This is a genomic window from Skermanella stibiiresistens SB22 (assembly GCF_000576635.1).
Lineage (GTDB): Bacteria > Pseudomonadota > Alphaproteobacteria > Azospirillales > Azospirillaceae > Skermanella > Skermanella stibiiresistens.
The window spans coordinates 157,939-181,543 of record NZ_AVFL01000011.1; the positions used below are offsets into that span (position 1 = coordinate 157,939).

Below are 23,605 nucleotides of genomic sequence, written 5' to 3' on the forward strand. Positions count from 1 at the left end.
GCCGTCAATCCATGGTGTCCATGATGCGGTGCCGTTCCTCGTGGTAGCCTTCCTCCGTCAGGCTGGCCTTCCAATAGGGCACCGCGTAGATCGCGTTCCGGTCCAGGCCGCGTTCGCGGCGCAGATAGTCCCGGATGGCGACCACGGCGCCGCTCTCCCCGGCGATCGTGGCGGAGAGGGTGCCGTCGGGCCAAGGCATGGCGCGCACCGCCTGTTCCAGCAGGTCGGCGCGGTCGTTGCCCGCTTCATCCCGGTGAAGCCAGTGGATGGTGACCTGGGACGCCGTGTCGATCCGCTGCCGCTCGCCGGCGTCTGGCACCTCGATGAAGGCGTGACCGCGGGCGGCGGCCGGCAGGGATTCCAGCGCCGCGGCGATAGCGGGAAGGGCGGACATGTCGCCCGCCATGACATGCCAGTCGGCGTCGCGGATCACCCGGTCGGGTCCGGCTGGTCCGGCCAGTCCGATGAAGTTTCCCGGCTTGGCCGCCGCCGCCCAGGACGAGGCGGGACCCGCGTCGTCATGCAGCACGAAGTCGATCTCCAACTCACCGCGGCCGGCGTGATGGCGGCGGACGGTGTAGGTCCTGGTGATGGGGCGCTGATCGCGCGGCGGCCAGACGGGACCTTTCGGGCCCAGGGTCGGCAATACGGGCCTGTCTTGCCCGGCGAGCGGCAGGAAGACCTTGATGTGCGATCCGTCCGATCCCTCGGGGAAACCCGCCATGTCGGCGCCACCCAGCGTGACGCGCAGCATGCGCGGCGTCACCCGCGTGGCGCTAAGCACCTGCAGCAGCCGGGGCGGCGTTCGGCGGGGGGCGGTCTCCACCTCCGTCATCGCTTGTGTCCAACCGCGGTGAAGCCGGTGACGGCGCTGAAGAACAGCCCGTCGGCGTCCGCTTGCCGCAAGTGGTCGAGCCAGCCGTCCGCCTCCCCGTTCAGGGCCCGGGCGGCGGCCTCCAAGCCGTAGAACTGGTTGGCGGTGGCGAAGTCGGTCAGGACCAGGGTGGAGGTGTCGGCGATCTCGACCCGCTCCAGCCCGGCCCTACGGAACAGCCGATACAGTTCCCGGCCGGCCCAGCCGTTCAGCACGACCCGGTCGAAATGACCTTGAATCACCCGCCGTGTCAGGTCCCGGCCGGGACCGTCGATGATCAGGGTGTCCCAGTCCGGCTCGCGCACCAGCACCCGGCCGCCCGGCCGCGTGACGCGGATCATCTCCGCCAGCGCCCGTTCGCGGTCGCGCAGGTGCATGAAGACGCGGTCGGCGCGGCAGCCGTCGAAACCGCCATCCGGGAAGTCCAGCCGATGGACATCGCCGGCCGTGAACTCGACCGCCGCCGTCTCGGCCGTCACGCGCGTCCGGGCCTCGTCGATCAAGGATTGGGAATGGTCGAGGCCGACCACCCTGCCACCGTCGCCGACCATCGCGGCCATGGCCAGCGCGTCGTCGCCGGTGCCGCAGCCGATATCCAGGATGCGCGATCCGGGTCCGACGCCGAGAAGCCGATACGTGCGCTGCTTATAACGCCGCATCTCGGATTGCGCCGTGACGCGGTCCAGGTAATCGACGAAGTAGCCGGGCGCCGCCGAGCCTTCGATGTCGCTCCAGTCGGGGGACTGGTTCTCGGCTGGATGTGCTGGGGAGGCGGTCATTGGAAGCTCTTTCCGGGGAGGGGGCGCCGCTCGATCCGCGCCGCGAGGTGGCGGCAAATCTCGGCGAGTGGCGCCGGCTTCAGCATGGCGGGATGCGCGCAGTCGAGGTCGACGTTGTCGATCCGGCCATCGACATGCGGCTGCCAGGCCCGCCACGACAGCCAGGTTTCCGGGCGCGGAACGGCGGCGGTGAAGAACAGGGGATCGCCGCGGAAACGTCCATGGCGGGCGCCGCGCAGCAGGTTGATCATGGTGGACGTGACCGTGATCAGGCGGTCCAGCCGTTCCGCGTCCAGCGAGGCGAGGGGGCCGCCCTCCGCCCGAAGCAGTGTCAGGGCGCCGGCGCGGTCCAAGGCGGCATCGCGGAGCGCCGTCCTGTCGTGGCCCGCGACGTTGAGCAAGGCCGCCAGGGCGTCTCGCTCGCCGGGCGGGCCAAGATGCGACCATTGCTCCGACGGATAGGCGTCCAGCATCGCCAGCAGCGCCACCTCCTGTCCATCGGCTTGCAGTTGGACGGCCATCGCATGGGCGATCACGCCGCCAGCCGACCAGCCCAGCAGGTGGTAGGCGCCGGTCGGCTGGAGCCGGCGGATTTCCGCCACGTAGTCGAGCGCCAACGCCTCCAGGCTGGTCGGCGGGGGCTCGTCCGCCTCCAAGCCGCGCGCCTGGATGCCGTGGATCGGCTGGTCCGGCAGCAGCTTCGCCATGGCCAGATAGCACCAGGCCATGCCACCGGCGGGATGCACGCAGAACAGCGTTGGCCGGGTGGCTTCCGGAGGTCCGGTGTCGAGGAACCCGGCCAGCGCCGCCACGGTGGAGTGCTGGAACAGGGCCGCGACCGGGACGTCGCGACCGATCCGGACGGAGAGCCGGTTGGCCGCCTGGATGGCCTGGAGCGATTGGCCGCCCAGTTCGAAGAAGTCGTCGGATGATCCGATGTCCGCATGGCCGAGGACATCCCGCCAAACCTCACCGACGATCCGTTCCATCTTCGTCATCACGGGCGGCGTCAGGGCGGGCGGGGAGGCATCCTCGGCGTTGATGCCGGGCGCCTCGCGCAGCGCCGAGCGGTCGATCTTGCCGTTGGCGTTGCGGGGCAGGCGGTTGGTGAACACGAAGCCGGCCGGGATCACGCTTGCGGGCAGCGCTTGGCGCAGGTGGTGGCGCAGGGTTTCCAAGGCCGGCGGCGGCTGGTCGGCCACGACATGCGCGGACAGGCGCCGGGCGCCTCCCGGCAGGATGTGGCCGACCACGGCGGCCTCGCGGATGCCGGGACAGGCGAGCAGCGCCGCCTCGATCTCCTGCGGCGCCACGCGGTGGCCGCTGATCTTGAACTCGTCATCGACCCGGCCGACGAACACCAGCCGGCCATCGCCGCCGAGCCGCACCAGATCGCCGGTGCGGTAGGCGCGTGTCGTGCCGAGCGCTCCGCCCAGCGTGACGAAGCGCTCATCGGTGCGTTCCGGGCGTCCGAGATACCCCTCGGCCAGGGCGCCGCCGACCAGATGAAGTTCGCCGACGCCGCCGCGCCGGACCGGCCGTTCGTCGCCGTCGAGCACCGTCGCCCACATTCCCGGCAAGGGCAGGCCGATCGGGATGTCCTCGCCCGGTGGCGGAGCGCCGGAGCCGGCGAGGGTCGCGACCGTAGCGACCACCGTCGCCTCCGTCGGACCATAGGTGTTCAGCAGCGTGACGGCGGACCCCACCGCCTCGCGCCAGCGCCGCACGGGTTCCGCGAGAGCCGCCTCGCCCCCGATGATGACCAGCCGCACCGACGGCGGCAAAGGTGCGGCACCCGACGCGACGGCGTGGGTCAGCTCGTTCCAGTACGCCGTCGGCAGGTCGAGCACGGTGACGCCGTGCCGTGCCACGGCGTCCACGAACCGGGGCAGGGACCCGATCATCGCGTCGGTGCGGAGCACCAGGACGGCGCCGGCGCACAAGGTCAGGAGGATCTCCTCGACGCTGGCGTCGAAGTGCAGGGGCGCGAACTGAAGCACCCGGTCGTCGCGGGTGATGCCGTAGCGCGCGGTGGCGCCCGCGACGAAGTGATCGAGCGCCCGCCGGCTGATCATCACACCGTTCGGAAGCCCGGTGGAACCGGAGGTGTAAATGACATAGGCGAGGCTTTCGGCCGGCAGGATCGGCCCGAAACCGGCGTCGAGCGCCGTGATCGCCAATTCCGGCCCGATCAGCAGGGTGGGGGCGGCGTCCTTGAGGATGGCGGCGTCGCGGGCCTCCGGCCCCTCGGGGTTGAGCGGTAGGTAGGCCGCTCCCACCAGCATGACACCCAGGATCGCGACGACCCAATCCGGGCCGCGCGGCATCCGGATCGCGATCAACTGGCCGGGTCCCGCACCCTGCTCCGCCAGCCGCCCAGCGAGGTCGGCCGCCGCCCGGACCAATTGGCCATAGGTCAGTTCCGTTCCGTCCTGGACCACCGCCAGGGCCTCGGGGCGGAGGCGGGCTTGTTCGGTGATCATGTCGAGTACCGCGCGCGCCGCTCCGGGCAAAGGGCCGCCATCCAGGATCGGTGTCCTCGGCGCCAGCCGCGCCACCTCCGCCGGCCGGTCAGACGACCGGATCGAGTTGGTCAGGAAGTCGATGAACTCCCGGCGCAGGTCCGCCAGCTCAACCGCGTCGTAACACGCCGGATTGGCGTCGAAGTCGATGCGCGGTCCCGTTCCGTCGGAGCGGCTGTAAACGCCGATCGACAAGTCCTCCACCGGTCCGGCGGAGATGTTGTGGGCGGTGCCGGGATGGCCGTCGAACCGCAGGTGATAGTCGAACGGCATGATGTTGACGACGGGGCCGAACAACCGGCGCTGGCCGTTCAGCATCTTCCAGTCCCGGCGGATCTGTTCGTGCCGGTAGCGCTGGTGGGGGCGGATCAGCCGCAGTTCCTCCGCCACCTGACGCGTCAGGCCGGACAGGCTGAAGCCCGGTTCCAGCCGCAGCCGCAGGGGCACGATGTTCATCGCCATGCAGGGTACCCGCAGCGAGGCCGAGCCCAGTCGGCCCATTACCGGCGATCCCAGCACGATGTCGGTGGCGCCCGTCCTGCCGTGGAGGAACGCCGCCACCGCCGCCGTCACCACGTCGGGCCAGCCGGCGCCGGCGTTGGCCGCCACCGCGGTCAGGCGTTCCAGCACGCTCGCCGGCAGCGACCCGGTCTCCCGGATGAAGCCGCGCGCGATCGGCGACCGGCGCTCCGAGAAGCTCACCGGTTCCGGCCAGCCGGTCGACCGGTCGAGCCAGAAGTCCCGGTCGTGGTCGAAGGCGGGCGACGAGCGATAGGCCAGATCCTCGTCGACCACGGCGCGGAACGGTGCTATGGCGGCGGCGGGCTCGGGCCGGTTCGCCGCCAGCGCCGAATAGAGGTCGGCGACGCGCCGGGCCAGCAGCGAATAGCCGAAACCGTCCATCGCGACGTGATGGATGCGCTGGTACCAGAACCAGCGGTCGTCCGCCGCCTTGAACAGCGCCTGCCCGAAAAGCGGGTCGCGATCGAGCCTGACGATGGTTTCCAGATCCCGCCGCATCCAGGCCATGGCCGCGGCTTCCGGATCGGGGGCGCCGCCGACATCGACCATGGGCATGACCCAGTCGACTCCTTGGCGGATCTGCCGGGGCCCGTCGGCGTCCTGGACGAACAGCATGTGGACAGCGTCCGTCTCCTCCATCGCGCGGCGGACGGCGCGCTGGAACAGGCTGGGATCGACCGGCCCCGCGATCTCGACACAACCGGCCGTGTTGTAGGCCGGGCTCGCCGGGTCCAGTTGCTGGCCAAGCCAAATACCGTACTGGGCCGCCGACAAGGGCCAGCCGGGGTGTCGCGCGTCAGGCATCGCGGGTATGTCCAATCCGTGTCGCCAGGAGCGCCCACCATGCCCCGACCGTCGGGCTATCCGCCAGTTCGACGAAGGTGACCTCGGCGCCGACCCGGCGCCACCGCTCGACCAGGCTCATGATGCGGATCGAATCGATGCCATGGTCCAGCAGGTTGTCGTCCAAACCGATATCCGCCACGGGCACGCCAAGGGCCTGGGCGACATCCGCCAGCACGTCGGCCGGCCCGGCCGGCGGGTGCGCCGCTCCCGCCGCCAGCGACCCGGGATCGACCACTGTTGCGCGGGGTTCTCCCAAATCGTCCAGCAGGCTCGCTGTCGTGGTGACGACGCCGCAGCGCTGTGCCACCCAGGTCAGCGCCGTGGCGTGGTTCTCGGCCGAGAAATCGGCCAGCGCGTCGGCGACGAGGAACGGCTTGACGTCGCCCATGAAGGCGTCCGCCGCCGTCATCATGCAGCCGATATGGGCGTAGACACCGCCTATGATCAACTGGTCGCGGTCCCAGTCCAGCATCCTCTGGCGCAGGTCGGACCGCTGGAACGCGCTGTAGCGCCATTTGACCAGGACGACGTCACCGGGTGCCGGCGCCAGTTCGGCGATCACCGGCTGGCGGTGCGGCCGGGTCTTCAGCCCATGTCCCCACATGTCGGTCAGCAAGCCGCGCTGTTCCGGCGTCTGCTCCGCCGGCTGAGCCGTGAAGACCACCGGAATGCCGAGCGCCGCGCAGCGCTCGCGAACGCGGCGCAGGTTGGCGATCAGCTCCGGGATCGGCTCCCGCGAGACATCGAAGAAGTCGAGGAAGTATTCCTGCATGTCGTGGATCAGCAGGACCGCCCGTTCCGGATCGGGTCGCCAGGCCACCTTGCCGGCGGGCAGGTCCGCGGGTCCGGGCATCGGGTAGGATTGGATGGTCGGGATCGCCATGGCGGATCGGTCTCCTTTGCTTGATTTCGGTAACGGTCGAAGTCTTCTCGCGGCGGTTTAGGAGGGGGCGCCGCCGCGCGATTTCGCCGCGATGGCCGCGCGCAGGGTCTTCTTGCTGACCTTGCCGACGCCGGTCTCGGGGAAGGCGTCGACGAACTCGACGCGGTCGGGGATCTTGTAGGCGGCCAGCCCCCGGTCGCGGAGGAAGCGGGTGATCTCGACGCCCTTGGGGGCGGCGCCCCGAGCGATGACGAAGGCGCAGGTCCTTTCCCCCAGGAAGGCGTCGGGCATGGCGACGACGGCCACGTCGCGGACGGCGGGATGGGCCAGGATGTGGTTCTCGACCTCCTCGGCCGCGACCTTGTCGCCGCCGCGGTTGATCTGGTCCTTGGCCCGGCCCTCGACGACCAGATACCCCAGGGGGGTCAGCCTGACCAAGTCGCCGGTGCGATAGAAGCCATCGGGGGTGAAGGCGCGCGCGTTGTGCTCGGGCGAGTCGTAATAGCCCCGGATCGTGTAGGGGCCGCGCGTCAGCAGATGGCCGACCGCACCGGCCGGCACCTCGCGGTCGTCGTCGTCCACCACCAGGATCTCGTCGTCGGGCGAGATCGGGCGCCCCTGGGTGTGGATCACGATGTCGTCGGGATCGTCCAGCCGCGTGTAGTTGACCAACCCCTCGGCCATGCCGAACACCTGCTGAAGCTGGCAACCCAGCGTCGGCTTTACGCGGGCCGCCGCCTCCGGTCCGAACTTGGCGCCGCCGACCTGGAGGACGCGCAGGCTGGACAGGTCGTGGCGGAGTGTCGCGGCGGCCTCCAGCCAGACCAGCGCCAGCGGCGGCACGACCGCCGTGATGGTGACGCGCTCGCGCTCGATCAGCGGAAACGCCTCGTCCGGGCTGGGCCGGGGCGCCAGCACCACGGTGCCGCCGGCCAGCAGGGTTCCCAGCGTGCCGGGTGAGCTGAGCGGGAAGTTATGGGCGACCGGCAGGACCGCGAGATAGACGCTGGTGTCGTCCAGCCCGCAGATCTCGACGCTCCCGCGCAGGCTGAGGATGTAGTCGTCGTGGGTTCGGGGGATCAGCTTGGGCACGCCGGTGCTGCCGCCGGAAAGCTGGAAGAACGCCACGTCACCGCCGGTGGGACCGGCGCTGGACACGAACTGATCGTGCGGCTCGTCCAGCAGATCGTCCAGGGCGATCACGCCGCCCGACGCTCCGGGCGACTCCCCCGCGACGATGACGTGTTCGACGCTGGACACGGTGTCCCTGATGCCCGAAGCCAGTCCGCGATAGTCGAAACCCGTCGCGGCGCCGGGGATGACATAGGCCTTGGCCCGGGTGAACTCGCAGAAATATCGTATCTCCAGGCTCCGGTGGGCGGGCAGGGCGAAGACCGGCAGGGCGCCCAGCCGGAACAGCGCGAAGATCACCGCGAAGAACTCGGCCGTGTTGGGCAGTTGCACCACGACCGCGTCGCGCGGCCCGAGGCCGAGGCGGGCGAACCCCGCCGCCAGCCGGTCGGCTTTCTGGTCGAGATCGCGGTAGCTCCAGCGGCGCTCGCCATCGACGAGGGCGGTCCGGCCGCCGAAGCGTCCGGCGAGGGCGCGCAGCAGGCCGCCGAAGGTATCGCCGCGCCAGTGTCCCGCCCGCCGGTACCGTTCGGCCCAAGGTTCCGGCCAGGGGATGAATCCGGGCAGGGGAGTGGGAGGCGCGCCGGCCATCACGCCGTCTCCACCGGGTGCCGGATTCCCATGCCGTTCAGCATGGTGCGGAACTTGGCGCCGGTCTCCGCCAACTCCTTCTCCGGCGTCGACCCGGCGACGATGCCGGCCCCGGCGAACAGCCGGAGCTTATGCCCCTCGACCTCGGCGCACCGGATCGTCACCGCCCACTCGCCATCGCCGATCGCGTCGCACCAGCCGACCATGCCGGTGAAGAAGCCCCGGTCGAACGTCTCGACCTCGCCGATCAGCGCCCGCGCCTCGGCGGTTGGGTGGCCGCACACCGCGGGGGTGGGGTGGAGCGCCGAGGCCAGTGTCAGCGACGAGGTCGCGTAATCCGTCAGCTCACCCCGGATCTCGGTCGAGAGATGCCAGAGCGTCCGCGTCTGGATCAGCGATGGCTCGGCGGGGACGTCGAGCCACCGGCAATAGGGGCGCAGGGCGGCCGCGACCGCGTCGGCCACGACGGCGTGCTCGTGACGGTCCTTGGCCGAAGCCAGCAGAGCCTCGGCGCGGCGCTGGTCCTCGACCGGATCGGCGGAGCGGGCGGCCGATCCGGCGAGCGGATTGGCGACCACCTGCCGGCCTGACTTGGAGACCAGAAGCTCCGGGCTCGCCCCGATCAGCGTCCTGCCGCCCGGCAGGTCCACCGCGAAGCTGTAGCCCTGGGGGTTGTGGCGTGCCAGGTTGTAGAGCAGGCGCTCGACCGATATCGGCGTGTCGGAGGTCAGTTCCAAGGTCCTCGACAGCACGACCTTGGCCGGGCTTCCGCCAGCGATGCGCTCCAGCGCGGTCTCGACGCCGCGTCTGTATTCGGCCGGTTCCGGCACCATGCGCGCAGCGCAATCGCCGGCCGCCGGTTCGGGCGCCTGATGGGGCCGGTCGAACGACAGCCGGCCGGCGCTGTGGAGCGTCCGCGCCACGACCAGCTGGGCGGGCGTCGCCGGGTCGAACGGAATGGCGCCGACCACCGCCGGGTTGGAATGGCCGGACTTCCGGGCCAGCGCCAGCGTCCGCGCGACGCGCTGGGGCAGGTCGCCCGGCTCGGTGGCCGGTCCCGCGACGCGGGAGTGGACGCCCTGCGCCAGCAGCGTGCCGCGCGGCGAGGCGAAGAAGAAGGGCGATCCGGCCCTGTGGTTTCCGAGAAGTTGACTGGCGGAAGCGGCGGAGTCGAAATCGCACCGCAGGGCTTCATTACCGCTCATCTTCGAACTCCTTGTCGCGACGCGATCATGGGGAATGGTGGTCCAGGGAAAGGGCGTGGTCGGCCAGGACGATGGCGAAGCCCCTGGAGCAGGCTTCGACACGCGCCTCGATGCCGTAGGCCCGGCGCAACACATCGGCGTCCAGGGCCGTGGCGGGCGGGCCGGACGACAGGACGCCGCCCCCGCCGAGCACGACCAGCCGGTCGCAGAACCGGAGCGCCAGATTGATGTCGTGGATGGCGATGACGCAGATCGCCCCCTCCGCGTCGGCCATGCGGCGGACGGTCTCCAGCACGGTGAGCTGCCAGCGCAGGTCGAGCGCGCTGGTCGGCTCGTCCAGCAGCAGCAGGCGCGGCTTCCGCACCAGCACCTGCGCCAGGCCGACCATCTGCCGCTGACCGCCGGACAGTTCGCGGAGCCGGCGCATCGCCAAGTCGCGCAGGCCGAGCGTGTCGAACACCTGTTCGATCGCGGCCGCTCCGCCGGCGCGCGGGCTGTCGGGGCGGGCGGCCCTCACGGCGCTCATGACCGCCTCGTAGGCGATCAGCGAACTGCCTTGCGGCAGGGCCTGGGGAAGGTAGCCGATGCGGCCGACCAGCATTTCCGGAGGCAGTTCGGAGATGTCCTGCCCGTCCAGCACGATCCGGCCCTTGGCTTCGCCGAGCCCCGCGATGCCCCGCAACAGGGTCGATTTGCCAGCGCCATTGGCGCCGACCAGCGCCACGATCGATCCCGAGGGCACCTCGGCGAGGTCCAGGCCGGACAGGACGGGACGCCCGGCGTAGCCGGCGGAGACGTTCTCCAGCGACAGGCTCACGGCCTCCTCCCCTGAGTCAGGATCAGCGCCATGAAGAGGGGGATGCCGACCAGGGAGGTGACGATGCCGACCGGCAGGATCAGTCCGGGCACGAGATTCTTGCTGGCGATCGAGGCGAGCGACAGCAGCAGGGCGCCGGCCAGCGCGCTGCCCGGCAGATAGAAGCGGTGGTCCTCGCCCAGGGTCAGGCGCGCGATGTGCGGGCCGACCAGACCGATGAAGCCGATGGTTCCGACGAAGGCGACGGCGGCGGCCGACAGCAGGCTGACCCGCAGCAGCACGCGCAGGCGCAGCCGCTCGACGGGGATGCCGAAGCTGCGGGCATGGTCGTCGCCTCCTCTCAGCGCCGTCATCGCCCAGACGCTCCGCATCGACAGCGGCACACAGGCGGCCAGCACCAGGGCAACCACGGCGACCTTCTCCCAGGTCGCGCGGGCCAGGCTGCCCATGGTCCAGAACACCATTTGCTGAAGTGCATCGGTGCTGGCGACGTATTGGACCAGCCAAAGCAGCGCGTTCATCGCGAACAGCATGGCGATGCCGAACAGGACGACGGTATCGGTGCCGGCGCCGAACCGGCCGGCCAGGGTCTGGATCAACAGGGTGGCGGCCATGGCGCAGGCGAAGGCGCTGAGCGGGATCAGCCAGGTCTCGTCCAAGCCGGGCACATCCGGCTCCAGCGCCATGGCGAGCGCCGCGCCCAGGGTGGCGGCGGCCGAGACGCCCAGCGTGAACGGGCTCGCCAAGGGATTGTTGAGCACGGTCTGCATCTCCGCCCCAGCCAGCCCCAGCGCGGCGCCGACCAGGACCGCCATCACGGCGTAGGGCAGGCGGATGTTCCACAGGATCACGGCTTGGCCGCGCGGCAGGGCGTCGCGGTCGAGCAATCCGGTCAGGATGTCGGCGACAGGCAGGCCCGATGGACCCGTCGCGACGTCCAGCACCAGCGAGCAGGCCAGCCCCACGGCCAGCAGCCCGATGGCGATCAGCCGGTTGCGGATGAACCCGCCGTAGAGATCCGCCAGCGAGGCGGACCGCTCCTGGAGCGCTGTCAGGTGGCGGGTCACTTGAGATCCACCCAGTAGGTGCCGGAATAGGCCACCGGCTGAAACCGGCGGTACAGCGAGCGCAGGGTCCCTTCCGGGTCCAGGTCTGCGAACAGGTCCGGGTGGAACCACTTGGCGAAGATCTGGACGGCGGCGACGTTGAACGGCGAATTGTAGAAGTGGTGCCAGATCGCGTGCGCCCTGCCCGAGGCGACCGCGTCCAGGTCGGCGATGCCGGGCCGCTTGAGCGACCGGGCCAGCGTCTCACGGGCGAAGTCCGGTTCCACATCGGGGCCGAGCGCCACCCGCTTCGGCATCTTGCCGGCCCCGGCGGTCGAGCCGATGGCGGTGGCGAGATAGATGTCCGGCTGGTTCGCCAGCAGGTATTCGAGATTGACGGTGCCGCTGACTCCGGGGACCAGCGCCGTCGCGATGTTGAAGCCGCCCGCCTGTTCGATGAAGCGGCCGATCATGCCGTTGCCCATGGTGGCGCAGCACTCGTCCGACAGGCCGACGCGGGCTTCGACGAAGACCTTGGGGCGTGTCGTGACGCCGGCCAGACGGCTGGTCACCAGATCCATCTGGCTCCGATAGTACTCCACGAACTCCGCCGCCTCCCGCTGGCGACCCAGCACCTCGCCCAGCAGTTCGACGCTGCGCGGCGTGTTGACCAGCGGATCCTTGCGGAAGTCGACGAAGATGACGGGAACGCCGGACGCCTCGAGCTGATCCAGCAATTCCTTGGCCTTGGGCGAGGGGCTATGGCCCTCGATGCCGAAGATCGCCAGATCGGGCGCCAGGGCGAGGGCCTTTTCGGCCCCGAAGCTGTCCGGTCCCGCCTGCCCGACGGGCGTCACCTCCGCCAGTTCGGGAAACCGTTGGAGCCACGCCTGATAACTCGCGGGATCGAGAAGGGCGAACTCGCCCATCATCCCAACGACGCGCCGCACCGGATCGTCACGGTCCAGGATGGCCAGCGCTGGCAGGTAGCGGCCCTCGCCCAGGATGACGCGTTCCACCTTTGCCGGAACCGCGACGTGGCGCCCGGCGATATCGGTGACCTCGACCGCCCCCACCGGCCGCGCGTAGGCGAGCGGCAGCAGTAAGCCGAGGATCAGCAGCGTCTTCCCGATCATGTCATGAGCCTTGCGATGTGCTTGTCTGGGAATGTTTTGACTTGTGGATGACCGTCAGAGCTTGGCGGCGACCTTGAGCCAGTAGCTGCGTGGCTCGCCGTAGTAGTTGAACAATGTCGATCCAGCCGTCCGGGAGTAGTATTCCTTGTCGAGGATGTTGTTGACCGACAGGGTGGCGCTGACGTTCTTGGTCAGGTCATAGCCGATCTGGGCGTCGAACAAGGCGTAGGCGTCCTGCGTCCAGCGGGTGGCGCCGGATTGGGCGTAATAGCTGCTGACGGCCTTGGCGCCGGCTCCGACGCTGAAGCCATCCAGCGGTCCCTCGCCGAAATCGTATGTCGTCCACAGGTTGAAGGTGTGCTTGGGAGTCCAGGTGTTGAAAACCTGACCGACCTGCGCCGGCGTGCCCACCAGGTATTCGCTCAGCAGATAGGAATAGCTGGAGAAGATGTTCCAGCCCGGCAGCGGCGAGCCGCCGACCTCCAACTCGATGCCCTTGGATTCGACCTCGCCGGCCGCGGTGGAGAAGCCGGGGGTGGCGGGGTTGGCGACGGGCCGGTTGGTGTCCTTGGTGCGGAAGAAGCCGATGCTGCTGGTCAAGTCACCATCCAGGAACTCACCTTTCAGGCCGATCTCGAACTGTTCCCCCTTGCGCGGATCGAGCGGCTTGCCGTTGCTGGCCAGTGTGGTCTGCGGTTGGAAGATCTCGGTGAAGCTGGCATAGGCCGAGAAGTTCTTGGTCAGGTCGTAGATCAGGCCAAGCTGGGGCGTGAACTCGCCATCGACCTCGACTTCGGATACCGCGTTGGTGATCAGGTTGGTCGTTTCGAGGTTGTAGTAGCTGAGACGGCCGCCAAGGATCGCGGTCACGGGGGTGATCGGCTTGACCCGGAGCTGGGCGTAGCCGGCGTATTGCTCCGGCACGTTCCGGGTCCGGAGGGTGTTCCGGATGGTCGGTTCGGCCAGATTGCTGGTGGGGTTGAAGACGTTGACGGTGCCGGGCACGGTGGCGGTCCCCTGACCCAGTTCCTGGTCGTACCGGCGATAGTCGGCGCCGACCGTGACGTTGTGGGTTTGGCCGAACAGGTCGAAGGGCCGGCTGACATGGACATCGGCCGCCAGCGATTCCTCCTCGTACTGGCGCGCCAGCGCCGTCATCGTGACGGTGTTGGTGACGGGATTCACGAAGCTGCCGGCATAGGCGTATTTGAAATCGACGTCACGATCGACGAAGCGGACGGCGGCGCGCGCCTCGCCTCCATCGTCGAAGCGATGCTCCAGGTCGATCATCGCCTCGTTGGACGAATTGTCGAAGCGGTTCCAATCGGCGCCGATGAAGGTCGAGCGGCTGACATCCAGCAGTCGGCCATCGGCGTAGGAGGGCAGGCCGTTGAACGGCGTGATGTCCTTGACCTCCCGCGACACGACGAAGGAGAGCGTCGTCTGTTCGGTCAGATCCAGCTCGACCGTGCCGTAGCCGACCTTTCCCGCGTTATGGGTGGTGTCGATGAAGGTGTCGCGGTCGGTGAACACGCCGACCGCCCGCGCCCGCGCCTTGCCAGACTCGACGAGTGGACCGGTCACGTCCGCTTCGGCGCGGTAACTGTTCCACGAGCCGGCCGTTCCCGATCCGCTGGCGGAGAAGGTGCCGAGCGCCCGCTTGCGGGCGAGGTTGACGGTTCCGCCCGGCTCACCGGTCCCGGAGAACAGGCCGGCGGGGCCGCGCAGCACCTCGATCCGATCGAAAGGCGCCAGATCCGGCTGGGTGCCGTAGACGCTGGACAGGGGCGACGGCAATCCGTCCACCATATACGCGTCGAGCTCGTAGCCGCGCGAGAAGATGCTGGAGCGCCCGTGATCGTTGGTCAGGATGGTCGTGCCGGTCGCCCGCCGAAGGGCGTCCTCCAGCCGCGTCATGTTTTGGTCCTCGATGCGCTGGCGGGTGACCACGGTGACGGACTGCGGAATATCGCGGAGGCTGACCGGCCCCTTGGACCCGACCGACGCGACTGGGCTGGTGTATGAGCGCGTCGCCTCGGTGCTGGCCGCGGCGTTCGCCGAGCCACCGCGGCCTTCGACGGTCAAGGGATCGAGCGTCACCGTGCCGCCCGCCTCGGCGGACGGATTTGCGGTCGTGGCATTCTCAGCCGCCCAGGACTGACCGACCGAACCGGCCGACACCAGCGCCGCCGCCAAACCAAATCGCACCCAAACAGTCTTCATCGCGGCATAAACCTTCTTTGGTCCATCATTCCCGAACACGAAATGGTGCAAATGACTATCATTCTTAACTGACGTTCGAGGATCGGCTTCACGACAGTGTTATTTTTTGGTGTTCGCTTTTTTCCCGCCGTGGATCAGGGGCGCGCTTTGGGCGGTCAGTGCGCCTTGTGGCAGCGCTGGCAGTGGCGGATCGCCCGCATGATGTGCTTGGACACCATGCTGGAAGAGACGCCGAGACGATCAGCCACCTCCGCGTGGGTCATCCCATCGACGCGGCTCAGCAGCAACGACGCCCGGCAGCTTTCCGGCAGATCATCCAGGGCGTTCCGCAGCCGCGCCATGCGCTGCCGTGATTCCAGCGCGGCCTCGGGCGAGGGCTGTGGGTCGGCGAGATGGTTGGCCATGTCCTCCAGCACGGCATGTTCGCCGCGCCGCCGGTCGCGGCGGCCGACATCCGCCGCCAGATTGATCACGATGCGGCAGAGGAAGGATTTGGGGCAGTCTATCCGCGAGCCGTCCGCCGTGTTCGCCATGTCCGCGTACCGGATGAAGGCCTCTTGCACCACATCGGCGGCCACGTCATGGCGGCCCACCCGGCGGTAGGCGAGGGTGCGCAGCTCGGTGTGGTGTTGGCGGTACAAGGCGTCGAGACGGTCGGTCATGGTGGTCCAGTGCCGGCGTAGGGGTGGCAGTCCGCATATCGCGATCGAAACGCGAGGCGATTTTTTGGATCCTATTGATTGTAAGAATCATTCTCAAAGCACTTTTGGCACCTTGGTCAACCTGCCGCACCACGGGTGGCTAGATCGAATACTGGGATACTCCCCTTGACCAACCCGGAGATCGAACTAGAACAATATGTGAACAATGACGGGTGGATCCGTGGAACTGCGCGAGAAGTTGGAGATTTTGGCCGATGCCGCCAAGTACGACGCGTCCTGCGCGTCGAGCGGTTCGGATCGCAAGACCTCGGCCGGGACGAAGAACGGCATCGGCTCGACCGAGGGCATGGGGATCTGCCACGCCTATGCTCCGGATGGCCGCTGCATTTCCCTTCTGAAGATCCTGCTGACCAATTTCTGCGTCTATGACTGCCTCTATTGCGTCAACCGGCGGTCGAGCAATGTCCGGCGCGCCCGGTTCACCCCGGAGGAGGTCGTCAGGCTCACCCTCGGCTTTTACCGCCGCAACTACATCGAGGGCTTGTTCCTCAGTTCGGGCATCATCCAAAGTCCCGATCACACGATGGAACAGCTGATCCGGGTCGCCCGGATGCTGCGGGTGGACCATGGCTTCCGCGGCTATATCCACTTGAAGACGATCCCCGACGCCTCGCCCGACCTGCTGACGGAGGCGGGGCTGTACGCCGACCGGCTGAGCATCAACATCGAACTGCCGGCCGAACAATCGCTCGACCGCTTGGCACCGGAGAAGGACGCCGGCGCCATCCGTCGATCGATGGGCCGGCTGCGGCTGCGGATCGAGGAGGCCAAGTCCAGCCCGAAGGAGCCCCGTTTCGCTCCCGGCGGGCAGAGCACGCAGATGATCGTCGGAGCGGACGAGACCGACGACCAGGGCATCCTCGCCACCAGCGACCGGCTTTACACCGGCTATCGCCTGCGGCGTGTCTATTACTCCGCCTTCAGCCCGATCCCCGATAGCAGTTCAAGCCTGCCGCCGGGAGCGCCGCCGCTGATGCGGGAGCACCGGCTCTATCAAGCCGACTGGCTGATGCGTTTCTACGGCTTCGACGCCGGAGAGATCGTGCCCTCGGGTGGGTTGCTCGATCTCCAGATCGATCCGAAACTCGCCTGGGCTTTGGTCAACCGCCACCTCTTCCCGGTCGACGTCAACAAGGCCGACCGGGAGAGCCTGTTGCGGGTGCCGGGCATGGGGGTGAGGACGGTCGACCGCCTGCTTTCGATCCGGCGTCACAAGGCGGTTCGGATGGAGGATTTGGGGCGATTGCGCGTCCAGCTTTCCAAGGTGGCTCCCTTCGTCACGACCGCCGATCCGCAAATCGGCCGCTCGTTGCTGGACCGCGTCGACCTGCGCCAGCGACTGGCACCGAAGCCGGCGCAGCTCAGCCTGCCGCTGCTGGCCTGACGGGTCTCGGGCATGCACGCGGTCGATCTCGCCCACCCCGTCGACTACGAGGGTTGGCGCGCCGCCGCCCGTCGGCTGGTGCTGGCCGATGCCCGGCCGGAGTCGGTCGATTGGCGTGTCGGGCCCCAGACAGGATTGTTCGGTGACCCGTCGGCGGTCCCGGCCATTCCCGCGGTGTCGCGGAACCGGGAGTTCTCGGTTCCGCGCGACTTCCTGGATTTGGCCGAGACGATCACCTGCCATCGTGATCCGGCGCGCTTCGCCCTGCTCTACAGCCTGCTGTGGCGTCTGACCCATGGGGAGCCCAAGCTGCTCGACATCGTGTCGGATCGGGAGGTCAGCCGGGCCGAGGCGATGGCACGGGCGATCCGCCGGGACATCCACAAGATGCACGCCTTCGTCCGCTTCCGGGAGCGGGAAGGGCATTACCTGGCGTGGTTCGAACCCGATCATTTCATCGTGGAACGCGCGGCGCCGTTCTTCGCCCGCCGGTTCGCCAACATGGACTGGTCGATCCTGACCCCAGACCGAAGCGTCCACTGGGATGGCGAGACGCTTCACTTCACGCCTGGAGCCAGCAAGGCGGATGTTCCGGACGACGACGCGCTGGAGGATTACTGGCGCAGCTACTATTCCAGCATCTTCAACCCGGCGCGTCTCAAGATCGAAGCCATGAAATCGGAGATGCCGCGCAAGTACTGGCACAACCTGCCGGAGGCGCGGATGATCCGTCCGCTGATCCGAGACGCCGGGCGCCGCGTCGCGGAGATGGCCGAGCGTGGCGCGACCTCGCCCTCGCCGAAATCCGAGCGCTGGGCCCTCGCGACCGTTCCCGAGCCCACACCGGAAAGCGGACTCGACAACTGCCGCCGCTGTTCGCTGTGGCGGAACGCGACCCAGGCGGTGCCGGGTGAGGGGCCTATGGGAGCGCGGCTGATGCTGGTCGGCGAACAGCCCGGCGATCAGGAGGATCTGGCGGGCCGCGCCTTCGTCGGCCCGGCCGGGCAACTGCTGGACCGAGCGATGGTCGACGCCGGCATCACGCGGGCGGACTGCTATGTCACCAATGCCGTCAAGCACTTCAAGTTCACGCCGCGCGGCAAGCGCCGCATCCACCAGAAGCCCGACGTCTCCGAGGTCGAGCACTGCCGCTGGTGGCTGACGGAGGAGGTCGCGGCGGTCCGTCCCCGTCTGATCGTGGCCCTGGGAGCCACGGCGGGAAGGGCTCTGCTGCGCCGGGACGTGGCGGTCCAGCGGGAACGCGGCGCGATCCTTCGGCTTGGCGGGGGCGGCTCGCTGCTGCTGACGGTTCACCCGTCGTACCTTCTGCGGTTGCCCGATCCCGCCGCCAAGGTCTTGGAATATGACAAGTTCGTCGCCGACTTGAGGACCGCTACCACCTATGCGATGTCCGCGTGAGCCCCGTTGGATGGCATTCTCCAACCATCCCAGGGAGATGTACGATGCGACCGCGCAATGGTTTGATGGTGATGACCGAGGACGATCGCCGCCGTCTGCTCGATCGGCTGGAACGGCTGGGCGAACAGAAGGTGCGGCTGATGTCCGGTGTCGACTGCGTACGCTTCTTCGGCAACTGGCAGGCCGCGGAATTGGTCGAGGAATGGCTTGAGTTCAAGTCCGTCGAGCGCCAGGAGCAGACCGGATTGCTGGGGCGGCTGTTTGGCAGACGGTGAGGAGTACGCCGCGTACGGACGGACCGATTGACGGCGACTCTTTCGCACCCGTGGGAAATATAGCCAGTCAAGAGTACAGGAAGCGGTACTATCCCTTCCCGTCGACCCGTTGTGACGCTACTATGTCAAATTCCGGTTTGCGGCGCCGGGATTGAACATTACCTGATCGCCGTATGTTTCAAACGAACCATGTCACTGTCCTTGAAGGCCATGAGCCCCGACGCCGAGCTTGGCGCCGCGAGAAGATAAAAGGCTGACGATATTGGCCGAAGATTTAGTCAGCGCCGGGCGTGATGCCGGCGCGGAGATGCGCAGGTGGAAATGACTTCCAGGATGACCGAAGTGACCGAGCCTTTTTCCCATGTCCAGAAGGCCGCCGCCTGGGTGGTCCACGCCGTCACGGCGAGTGGGGTCGTGCTCGGGCTGATGGCCCTGCTGGCGCTGGTCGACAGCAATCCCAAGGGATGCCTGCTGTGGCTGGGCGCCGCCTTGCTGGTCGACGGGGTGGACGGCACGCTGGCGCGGAAGTTCTCCGTCAAGCGGGTGCTGCCCAACTTCGACGGCGCCACCCTGGATCTGGTCATCGATTACCTGACATACGTCTTCATCCCGGCGATCTTCATTTACCGATTCATCCCGCTGCCGGGACCGCTGGAACTGGTCGCGGTCGCGTTCATCCTGCTGTCGGCGCTTTATTGCTTCTGCAATGTCAACATGAAGAGCAACGACAACTACTTCGTTGGCTTTCCAGCGGTTTGGAACGTGGTTGCCATGTACCTCTTCATCCTGGATCTCGATCCGGAGATGACCTTTGGCCTGATCACCATCTTCGCCATCATGACCTTCACCACCGCCAAGTTCGTCCACCCGTTCCGTGTGCCGCACCTGATGCCGGTCAACATCGCGATGACCGCCGTCTGGATGATCAGCAGCCTGTTGCTCATCCTCCGCCAGCCGGATGATCCGGTGATCCTGATGGTGCCATGGATCGTCTCCTCCGCCTGGTTCACTGGTATCTGCGCTTGGCGGACGGTGCTGGGGTACAAGCGCGGGATGTGATCCGCCGCTTTCCCAATTTGGCGCAAGTTGAAGAGAGGCCTGGGGATTTCCCAGGCCTCTCTTTTTGTTTCGCTCGTTTTCTCATTGGACGGGGAATGACGCCAAGAGCAAGCTTCCCGGGATCCACCGACAAGCATCAGTAATAGTTGGCTTGAGCACCGCCATGGTTTCATGAGAAACTTGGCGGTGAGTGGTGGAAACTTGGCCCGAGGAAGCTTCTTGATGCGTAAATATACTATTTTACGAAACATGAGCGCCGCGTCCACTGTCGAGCCTTTTGGCCGCCGGGCCCGGAGCCTCGCCCGTGAGCCGGTCGCCGTGCCTCCCGTTCCTTTGGTCGATGTCGCGCGGCTGACCTCCCGGCAGGTCCGCGAGATCGCGCGCGACCCGGAGGTTCAGGGCATCGCTCCCGTCATGCCGATCTCGCTGATCCGGCCGTTCGAGGTGGCGTCGGCCCAAGCCGCGACCTCGGCGTGGGGCATCAAGGCGGTCAAGGCCGACACGTCGGACTTCACCGGGGCTGGCGTCACCGTGTCCGTGTTGGACACCGGCATCGACGCCAGCCATCCCGCCTTCCAGGGCGTCGATATCATCCAGCGGGACTTCTCCGGCTCCGGGATCGGCGATGTCCAGGGGCACGGCACGCATTGCGCCGGGACGATCTTCGGACGCGACGTCAATGGCACCCGGATCGGCGTCGCGCGCGGTGTCGGCAGGGCGCTGATCGGCAAGGTGCTGGGTGACGACGGTAGCGGCGACAGCGACATGATCTTCAAGGGCATCCAATGGGCCGTCCAGGAGGGCGCCCAGGTGATCTCCATGTCGCTGGGCTTCGACTTTCCCGGATTGGTCGCATCTTTGATCGCGGACGGCTGGCCGCCCGAACTCGCGACATCGGTGGCGCTGGAGGCCTACCGCGGCAATCTCCGCATGTTCGACGCCTTGATGGAGATGGTCGAGGCGCGGGCCGCCTTCTCCGCCGGGACGGTCCTGGTCGCGGCGGCGGGCAACGAGAGCCGGCGCGACCAGAACAAGGACTTCGAGATCGCGGTGTCGATTCCGGCCGCCGCCCAAGGCATCATCTCGGTGGGCGCCTTGGGCGAGAAGGGTGCCACGCTGGACGTGGCGCCGTTCTCCAACACCTTTCCCCAGGTCAGCGCGCCGGGTGTCAACGTGCTGTCGGCCAAGCGGGGAGGCGGGTTGGTCGCCTTCAGCGGCACCAGCATGGCGACACCCCATGTCGCCGGCGTGGCCGCCCTATGGTGGGAGGCCCTGAAGGACACGCCCACCGGCATCGCGGCGGCCGCCGTTTCGGCCAAGTTGCTGGCCACCGCCCGAACCGACGTGTTCACGCCGGAAGTCGATCCGGCGGATCGCGGGTTGGGACTGGTCACCTCGCCGTGATCGCTCGGGCTTGGTGAAACTCCAAGCGGGCACGGCGTGTTGTCGAGGGTACCCCCATCCGCGAGGTTCTTTTGAAACGCGTCGTCCTCGGCCTGCTGCTTTTGATCTCCGTCACGGCTTGCCAAGCCCCTGTCCGAATGGCGAACATGATCGTTCCCGGTGACGAGGAGATCGCTGGACAAGCGGATCGGTCCCTCGCCGTCGAGGTTGGTTCCGTCACCGGCGGCAGTTCGTCCAACCTCCTCAACCAGATCGAGATCTCCGACCTGGACCTGCGCGAGGCGATCATCAATTCGTTCGCCGTGCGTGGAGCCTTGGCTCCCAGCCAGCCGCGCCACCGTGTCGACGCCGAGCTGATCCGGTCGAGCCGGGGCATCCAGGAGATCCTGCTGGGCCTCAGCGTGACTGCGGAGGTCGAGATGCGCTATCTCGTCACGACCCCCGCCACCGGCGCCGTCGTCTTCTCCAAGCCGATCCGGTCGACGGGCTTGGCGACATCATCGGATTTCTTCAGCCCGACCGAGCGGACCCAGGTCGCGACCGAGCGGGCCATCCAGGACAACATCCGCCTGTTGCTGGCCGAGCTTTACCGCCTTCCGACTTGAGGAGACCGCGCCGCATCGAGGCGGCGCGGTCCGATCTCCCAGTCCTGGGCGTCAGTGCGAGTGGCGCGGCATGCCGCTGGTGTGTACGACGTCCTGGTACTTGACCGCCATCTCCAGGCAGCCGCCATCCGAGAGCTGACCGACCAAGCCGCGGTAGATTTCCTGCCACGGTGTCTGATTCTTCAGTTCCGGCAGCTTGAGCGCCGCCCGGCGGGCCGCGATCTCGTCCTCGGAGGCGACCAGATCGACCCGACGGTTGCGAAGGTCCACCCGGACCCTGTCGCCGGTCTTGAGGATCGCCAAGCCGCCACCAACCGCCGCCTCGGGCGAGGCGTTGAGGATCGACGGGCTGGCCGACGTGCCGCTCTGGCGTCCGTCGCCGATCGTCGGCAAGGAGATGATGCCCCGCTTGATCAGGTGATCGGGCGGCTGCATGTTGACGACCTCCGCCGAACCCGGATATCCGACGGTGCCGCAGCCGCGGATGAACAGGATGCAGTTCTCGTCGATGTCCAGCGATGGATCGTTGATCCGCGAGTGGTATTCCTCCGGTCCGTCGAATACGATGGCGCGGCCGATGAAGGCCTCGGGATCGTCCGGATTGGAAAGGTACTGCGCGCGGAAATCCGGGCTGATGACGCTGGTCTTCATCACCGCCGAGTCGAACAGGTTGCCGCCCATCACCAGCATGCCGGCGTCTTCCATGAGCGGCTTGCCGTAGGGCCGGATCACGTCGTCGTCGGGCTCGGGTGCCCGCTCGACGTTCTCGCCCATCGTCTTGCCGGTCACGGTCGGGGCCTGGGTGTGGATGCGGCCCGCCTTGATCAGCTCCTTCATGACGGCGGGGATGCCGCCGGCGCGGTGGAACGCCTCGCCCAGATAGAACCCGGCCGGCTGGCAGTTGACCAGCAGGGGAACCTCCTGTCCGACCCGCTGCCAGTCCTCGAGCGTCAGTTCGACGCCGACGTGGCGCGCGATGGCGATCAGGTGGGGCGGACAATTGGTCGAGGCGCCGATGGCGGAAGCCACCACGATCGCGTTCTCGAACGCCTCCTTGGTCATCACCTTCCGGGGCGTCAGGTCCTCGCGGACCATGTCGACGATCCGCTTGCCGGTGAGATAGGCGATCTGGCCGCGCTCGCGGTAGGGACCGGGAATGGCGGCGCAGCCGGGCAGGGACATGCCGAGCGCTTCCGCCAGGGAGTTCATCGACAGGGCGGTGCCCATGGTGTTGCAGTGTCCGACGCTGGGTGCCGACGAACTGACCATGTCCATGAACTCGTCATAGCCGATCTTGTCGGCCGCGAGCATCCGGCGCGCTTCCCAGACGACGGTGCCGGAACCGGCCAGCTTGCCCTTGTAGTGTCCATCGAGCATCGGACCGCCCGACAGGACGATCGCCGGGATGTTGACGGTGGCGGCGCCGGTCAGCATCGCGGGCGTGGTCTTGTCGCAGCCGGTGGTCAGCACGACGCCGTCCAGCGGATAGCCGTACAGCACCTCGACCAGACCGAGATAGGCCAGAGTCCGGTCGAGCGCCGCCGTCGGGCGTTTGCCCGTCTCCTGGATCGGGTGGACCGGGAACTCCAGCGGGATGCCGCCCGCCTCGCGAATGCCGTCGCGCACGCGGCTCGCCAGTTCCATGTGATGCCGGTTGCAGGGCGCCAGATCGCTGCCGGTCTGGGCGATGCCGATGATCGGCCTGCCGGATTGGATCTCCTGCCGGGTCAGGCCGTAGTTGAGGTAGCGTTCGATATAGAGGGCGGTCATGTCGGGGTTCGACTTGTCGTCGAACCAGGACTGGCTGCGCAACCTGCCGCCGCTGTTGAAGCCGGCGTCCTTCGGTGATGTCTCTGAGGTCATGTTGATCCCCTCCCTCCGTTCTTTTGTGAGGGCCAGTGTGTCTGGTATGGCAGTCATGGACAATAGGGCGGCGTCGATAAATCCGCCACCTCGGCGAGGACGCGTTTCGATTGTTGGACATCGTCGCGGTTTCGCGCGTATTAGATAAAATGCGCGAGAATTAACGTTTTGTTGCCATACACGTGCTATCCTTTGGAACCTTGATCAAAAATTGTGTCTTCTCCGCCTGATGTTACTTCAGATTGAATGAAAATGGTTCGGGAAGGCAGATGAGCGCTTTCGAAGATTTGACTGGACCC

The 23,605-nt window shown here is 67.6% G+C and carries 18 protein-coding genes; 6 read left to right on the forward strand and 12 right to left on the reverse strand.

Annotated elements, in window-relative coordinates:
* Window positions 1-4: 4 nt before the first annotated feature.
* The 11 genes from N825_RS16610 to N825_RS16660 form a co-directional block, all read right to left on the reverse strand.
* Window positions 5-835, reverse strand: coding sequence for a siderophore-interacting protein (locus N825_RS16610; protein ID WP_051512466.1), 831 nt, complete (start codon window positions 833-835; stop codon window positions 5-7).
* Window positions 832-1,653 (reverse strand): methyltransferase domain-containing protein, encoded by an 822-nt coding sequence (locus N825_RS16615; RefSeq protein WP_051512467.1) that lies wholly within the window; start codon window positions 1,651-1,653, stop codon window positions 832-834. Before N825_RS16615 ends, N825_RS16610 begins: the two co-directional genes overlap by 4 nt.
* Complete coding sequence (locus tag N825_RS16620) at window positions 1,650-5,501, reverse strand: non-ribosomal peptide synthetase (protein WP_063833847.1); 3,852 nt, start codon at window positions 5,499-5,501, stop codon at window positions 1,650-1,652. Before N825_RS16620 ends, N825_RS16615 begins: the two co-directional genes overlap by 4 nt.
* Entirely contained in the window at window positions 5,494-6,426 is a 933-nt protein-coding gene (locus tag N825_RS16625) for an isochorismatase (protein ID WP_037454079.1), read from the reverse strand. The genes N825_RS16620 and N825_RS16625 overlap by 8 nt, the downstream gene beginning before the upstream one ends.
* Window positions 6,427-6,483: 57 nt before the next feature.
* Complete coding sequence (locus N825_RS16630) at window positions 6,484-8,148, reverse strand: (2,3-dihydroxybenzoyl)adenylate synthase (protein WP_037454082.1); 1,665 nt, start codon at window positions 8,146-8,148, stop codon at window positions 6,484-6,486.
* The gene (gene dhbC, locus N825_RS16635; protein ID WP_051512469.1) at window positions 8,148-9,353 is read right to left on the reverse strand and encodes an isochorismate synthase DhbC; all 1,206 of its coding nucleotides are present in this window, start codon (window positions 9,351-9,353) and stop codon (window positions 8,148-8,150) included. The genes N825_RS16630 and dhbC overlap by 1 nt, the downstream gene beginning before the upstream one ends.
* A 25-nt stretch (window positions 9,354-9,378) precedes the next feature.
* Entirely contained in the window at window positions 9,379-10,170 is a 792-nt protein-coding gene (locus N825_RS16640; protein ID WP_037454085.1) for an ABC transporter ATP-binding protein, read from the reverse strand.
* Complete coding sequence (locus tag N825_RS16645) at window positions 10,167-11,237, reverse strand: FecCD family ABC transporter permease (RefSeq protein WP_037454087.1); 1,071 nt, start codon at window positions 11,235-11,237, stop codon at window positions 10,167-10,169. The genes N825_RS16640 and N825_RS16645 overlap by 4 nt, the downstream gene beginning before the upstream one ends.
* Complete coding sequence (locus N825_RS16650; RefSeq protein WP_037454089.1) at window positions 11,234-12,352, reverse strand: ABC transporter substrate-binding protein; 1,119 nt, start codon at window positions 12,350-12,352, stop codon at window positions 11,234-11,236. Before N825_RS16650 ends, N825_RS16645 begins: the two co-directional genes overlap by 4 nt.
* Window positions 12,353-12,406: 54 nt before the next feature.
* Window positions 12,407-14,575: a TonB-dependent siderophore receptor gene (locus N825_RS16655; protein ID WP_157619289.1), complete on the reverse strand. Its 2,169-nt coding sequence runs from the start codon at window positions 14,573-14,575 to the stop codon at window positions 12,407-12,409.
* A 155-nt stretch (window positions 14,576-14,730) separates the two neighbouring features.
* Window positions 14,731-15,237 carry an RNA polymerase sigma factor gene (locus N825_RS16660; RefSeq protein ID WP_037454092.1) on the reverse strand — a complete coding sequence of 169 codons (507 nt, stop codon included), beginning with the start codon at window positions 15,235-15,237 and terminating at the stop codon, window positions 14,731-14,733.
* A 205-nt stretch (window positions 15,238-15,442) separates the two neighbouring features.
* On the opposite strand from N825_RS16660, the gene N825_RS16665 reads away from it, so the two are divergent.
* The 6 genes from N825_RS16665 (at window position 15,443) to N825_RS16690 (ending at window position 21,443) form a co-directional block, all read left to right on the forward strand.
* Entirely contained in the window at window positions 15,443-16,681 is a 1,239-nt protein-coding gene (locus N825_RS16665) for a putative DNA modification/repair radical SAM protein (RefSeq protein ID WP_037454096.1), read from the forward strand.
* 12 nt (window positions 16,682-16,693) lie between these two features.
* Entirely contained in the window at window positions 16,694-18,100 is a 1,407-nt protein-coding gene (locus N825_RS16670) for a UdgX family uracil-DNA binding protein (protein ID WP_037454099.1), read from the forward strand.
* A gap of 44 nt (window positions 18,101-18,144) precedes the next feature.
* The gene (locus tag N825_RS16675) at window positions 18,145-18,375 is read left to right on the forward strand and encodes a hypothetical protein (RefSeq protein WP_037454102.1); all 231 of its coding nucleotides are present in this window, start codon (window positions 18,145-18,147) and stop codon (window positions 18,373-18,375) included.
* A 333-nt stretch (window positions 18,376-18,708) separates the two neighbouring features.
* Window positions 18,709-19,434 (forward strand): phosphatidylcholine synthase, encoded by a 726-nt coding sequence (gene pcsA / locus N825_RS16680; protein WP_037454105.1) that lies wholly within the window; start codon window positions 18,709-18,711, stop codon window positions 19,432-19,434.
* Between the two features lie 249 nt (window positions 19,435-19,683).
* Window positions 19,684-20,838: a S8 family peptidase gene (locus tag N825_RS16685; protein WP_198038358.1), complete on the forward strand. Its 1,155-nt coding sequence runs from the start codon at window positions 19,684-19,686 to the stop codon at window positions 20,836-20,838.
* Between the two features lie 71 nt (window positions 20,839-20,909).
* Entirely contained in the window at window positions 20,910-21,443 is a 534-nt protein-coding gene (locus N825_RS16690) for a hypothetical protein (RefSeq protein WP_157619291.1), read from the forward strand.
* 51 nt (window positions 21,444-21,494) lie between these two features.
* Here N825_RS16690 and N825_RS16695 read toward each other — a convergent pair whose 3' ends face one another.
* Complete coding sequence (locus tag N825_RS16695; RefSeq protein WP_051512471.1) at window positions 21,495-23,306, reverse strand: IlvD/Edd family dehydratase; 1,812 nt, start codon at window positions 23,304-23,306, stop codon at window positions 21,495-21,497.
* Window positions 23,307-23,605 lie beyond the last annotated feature (299 nt).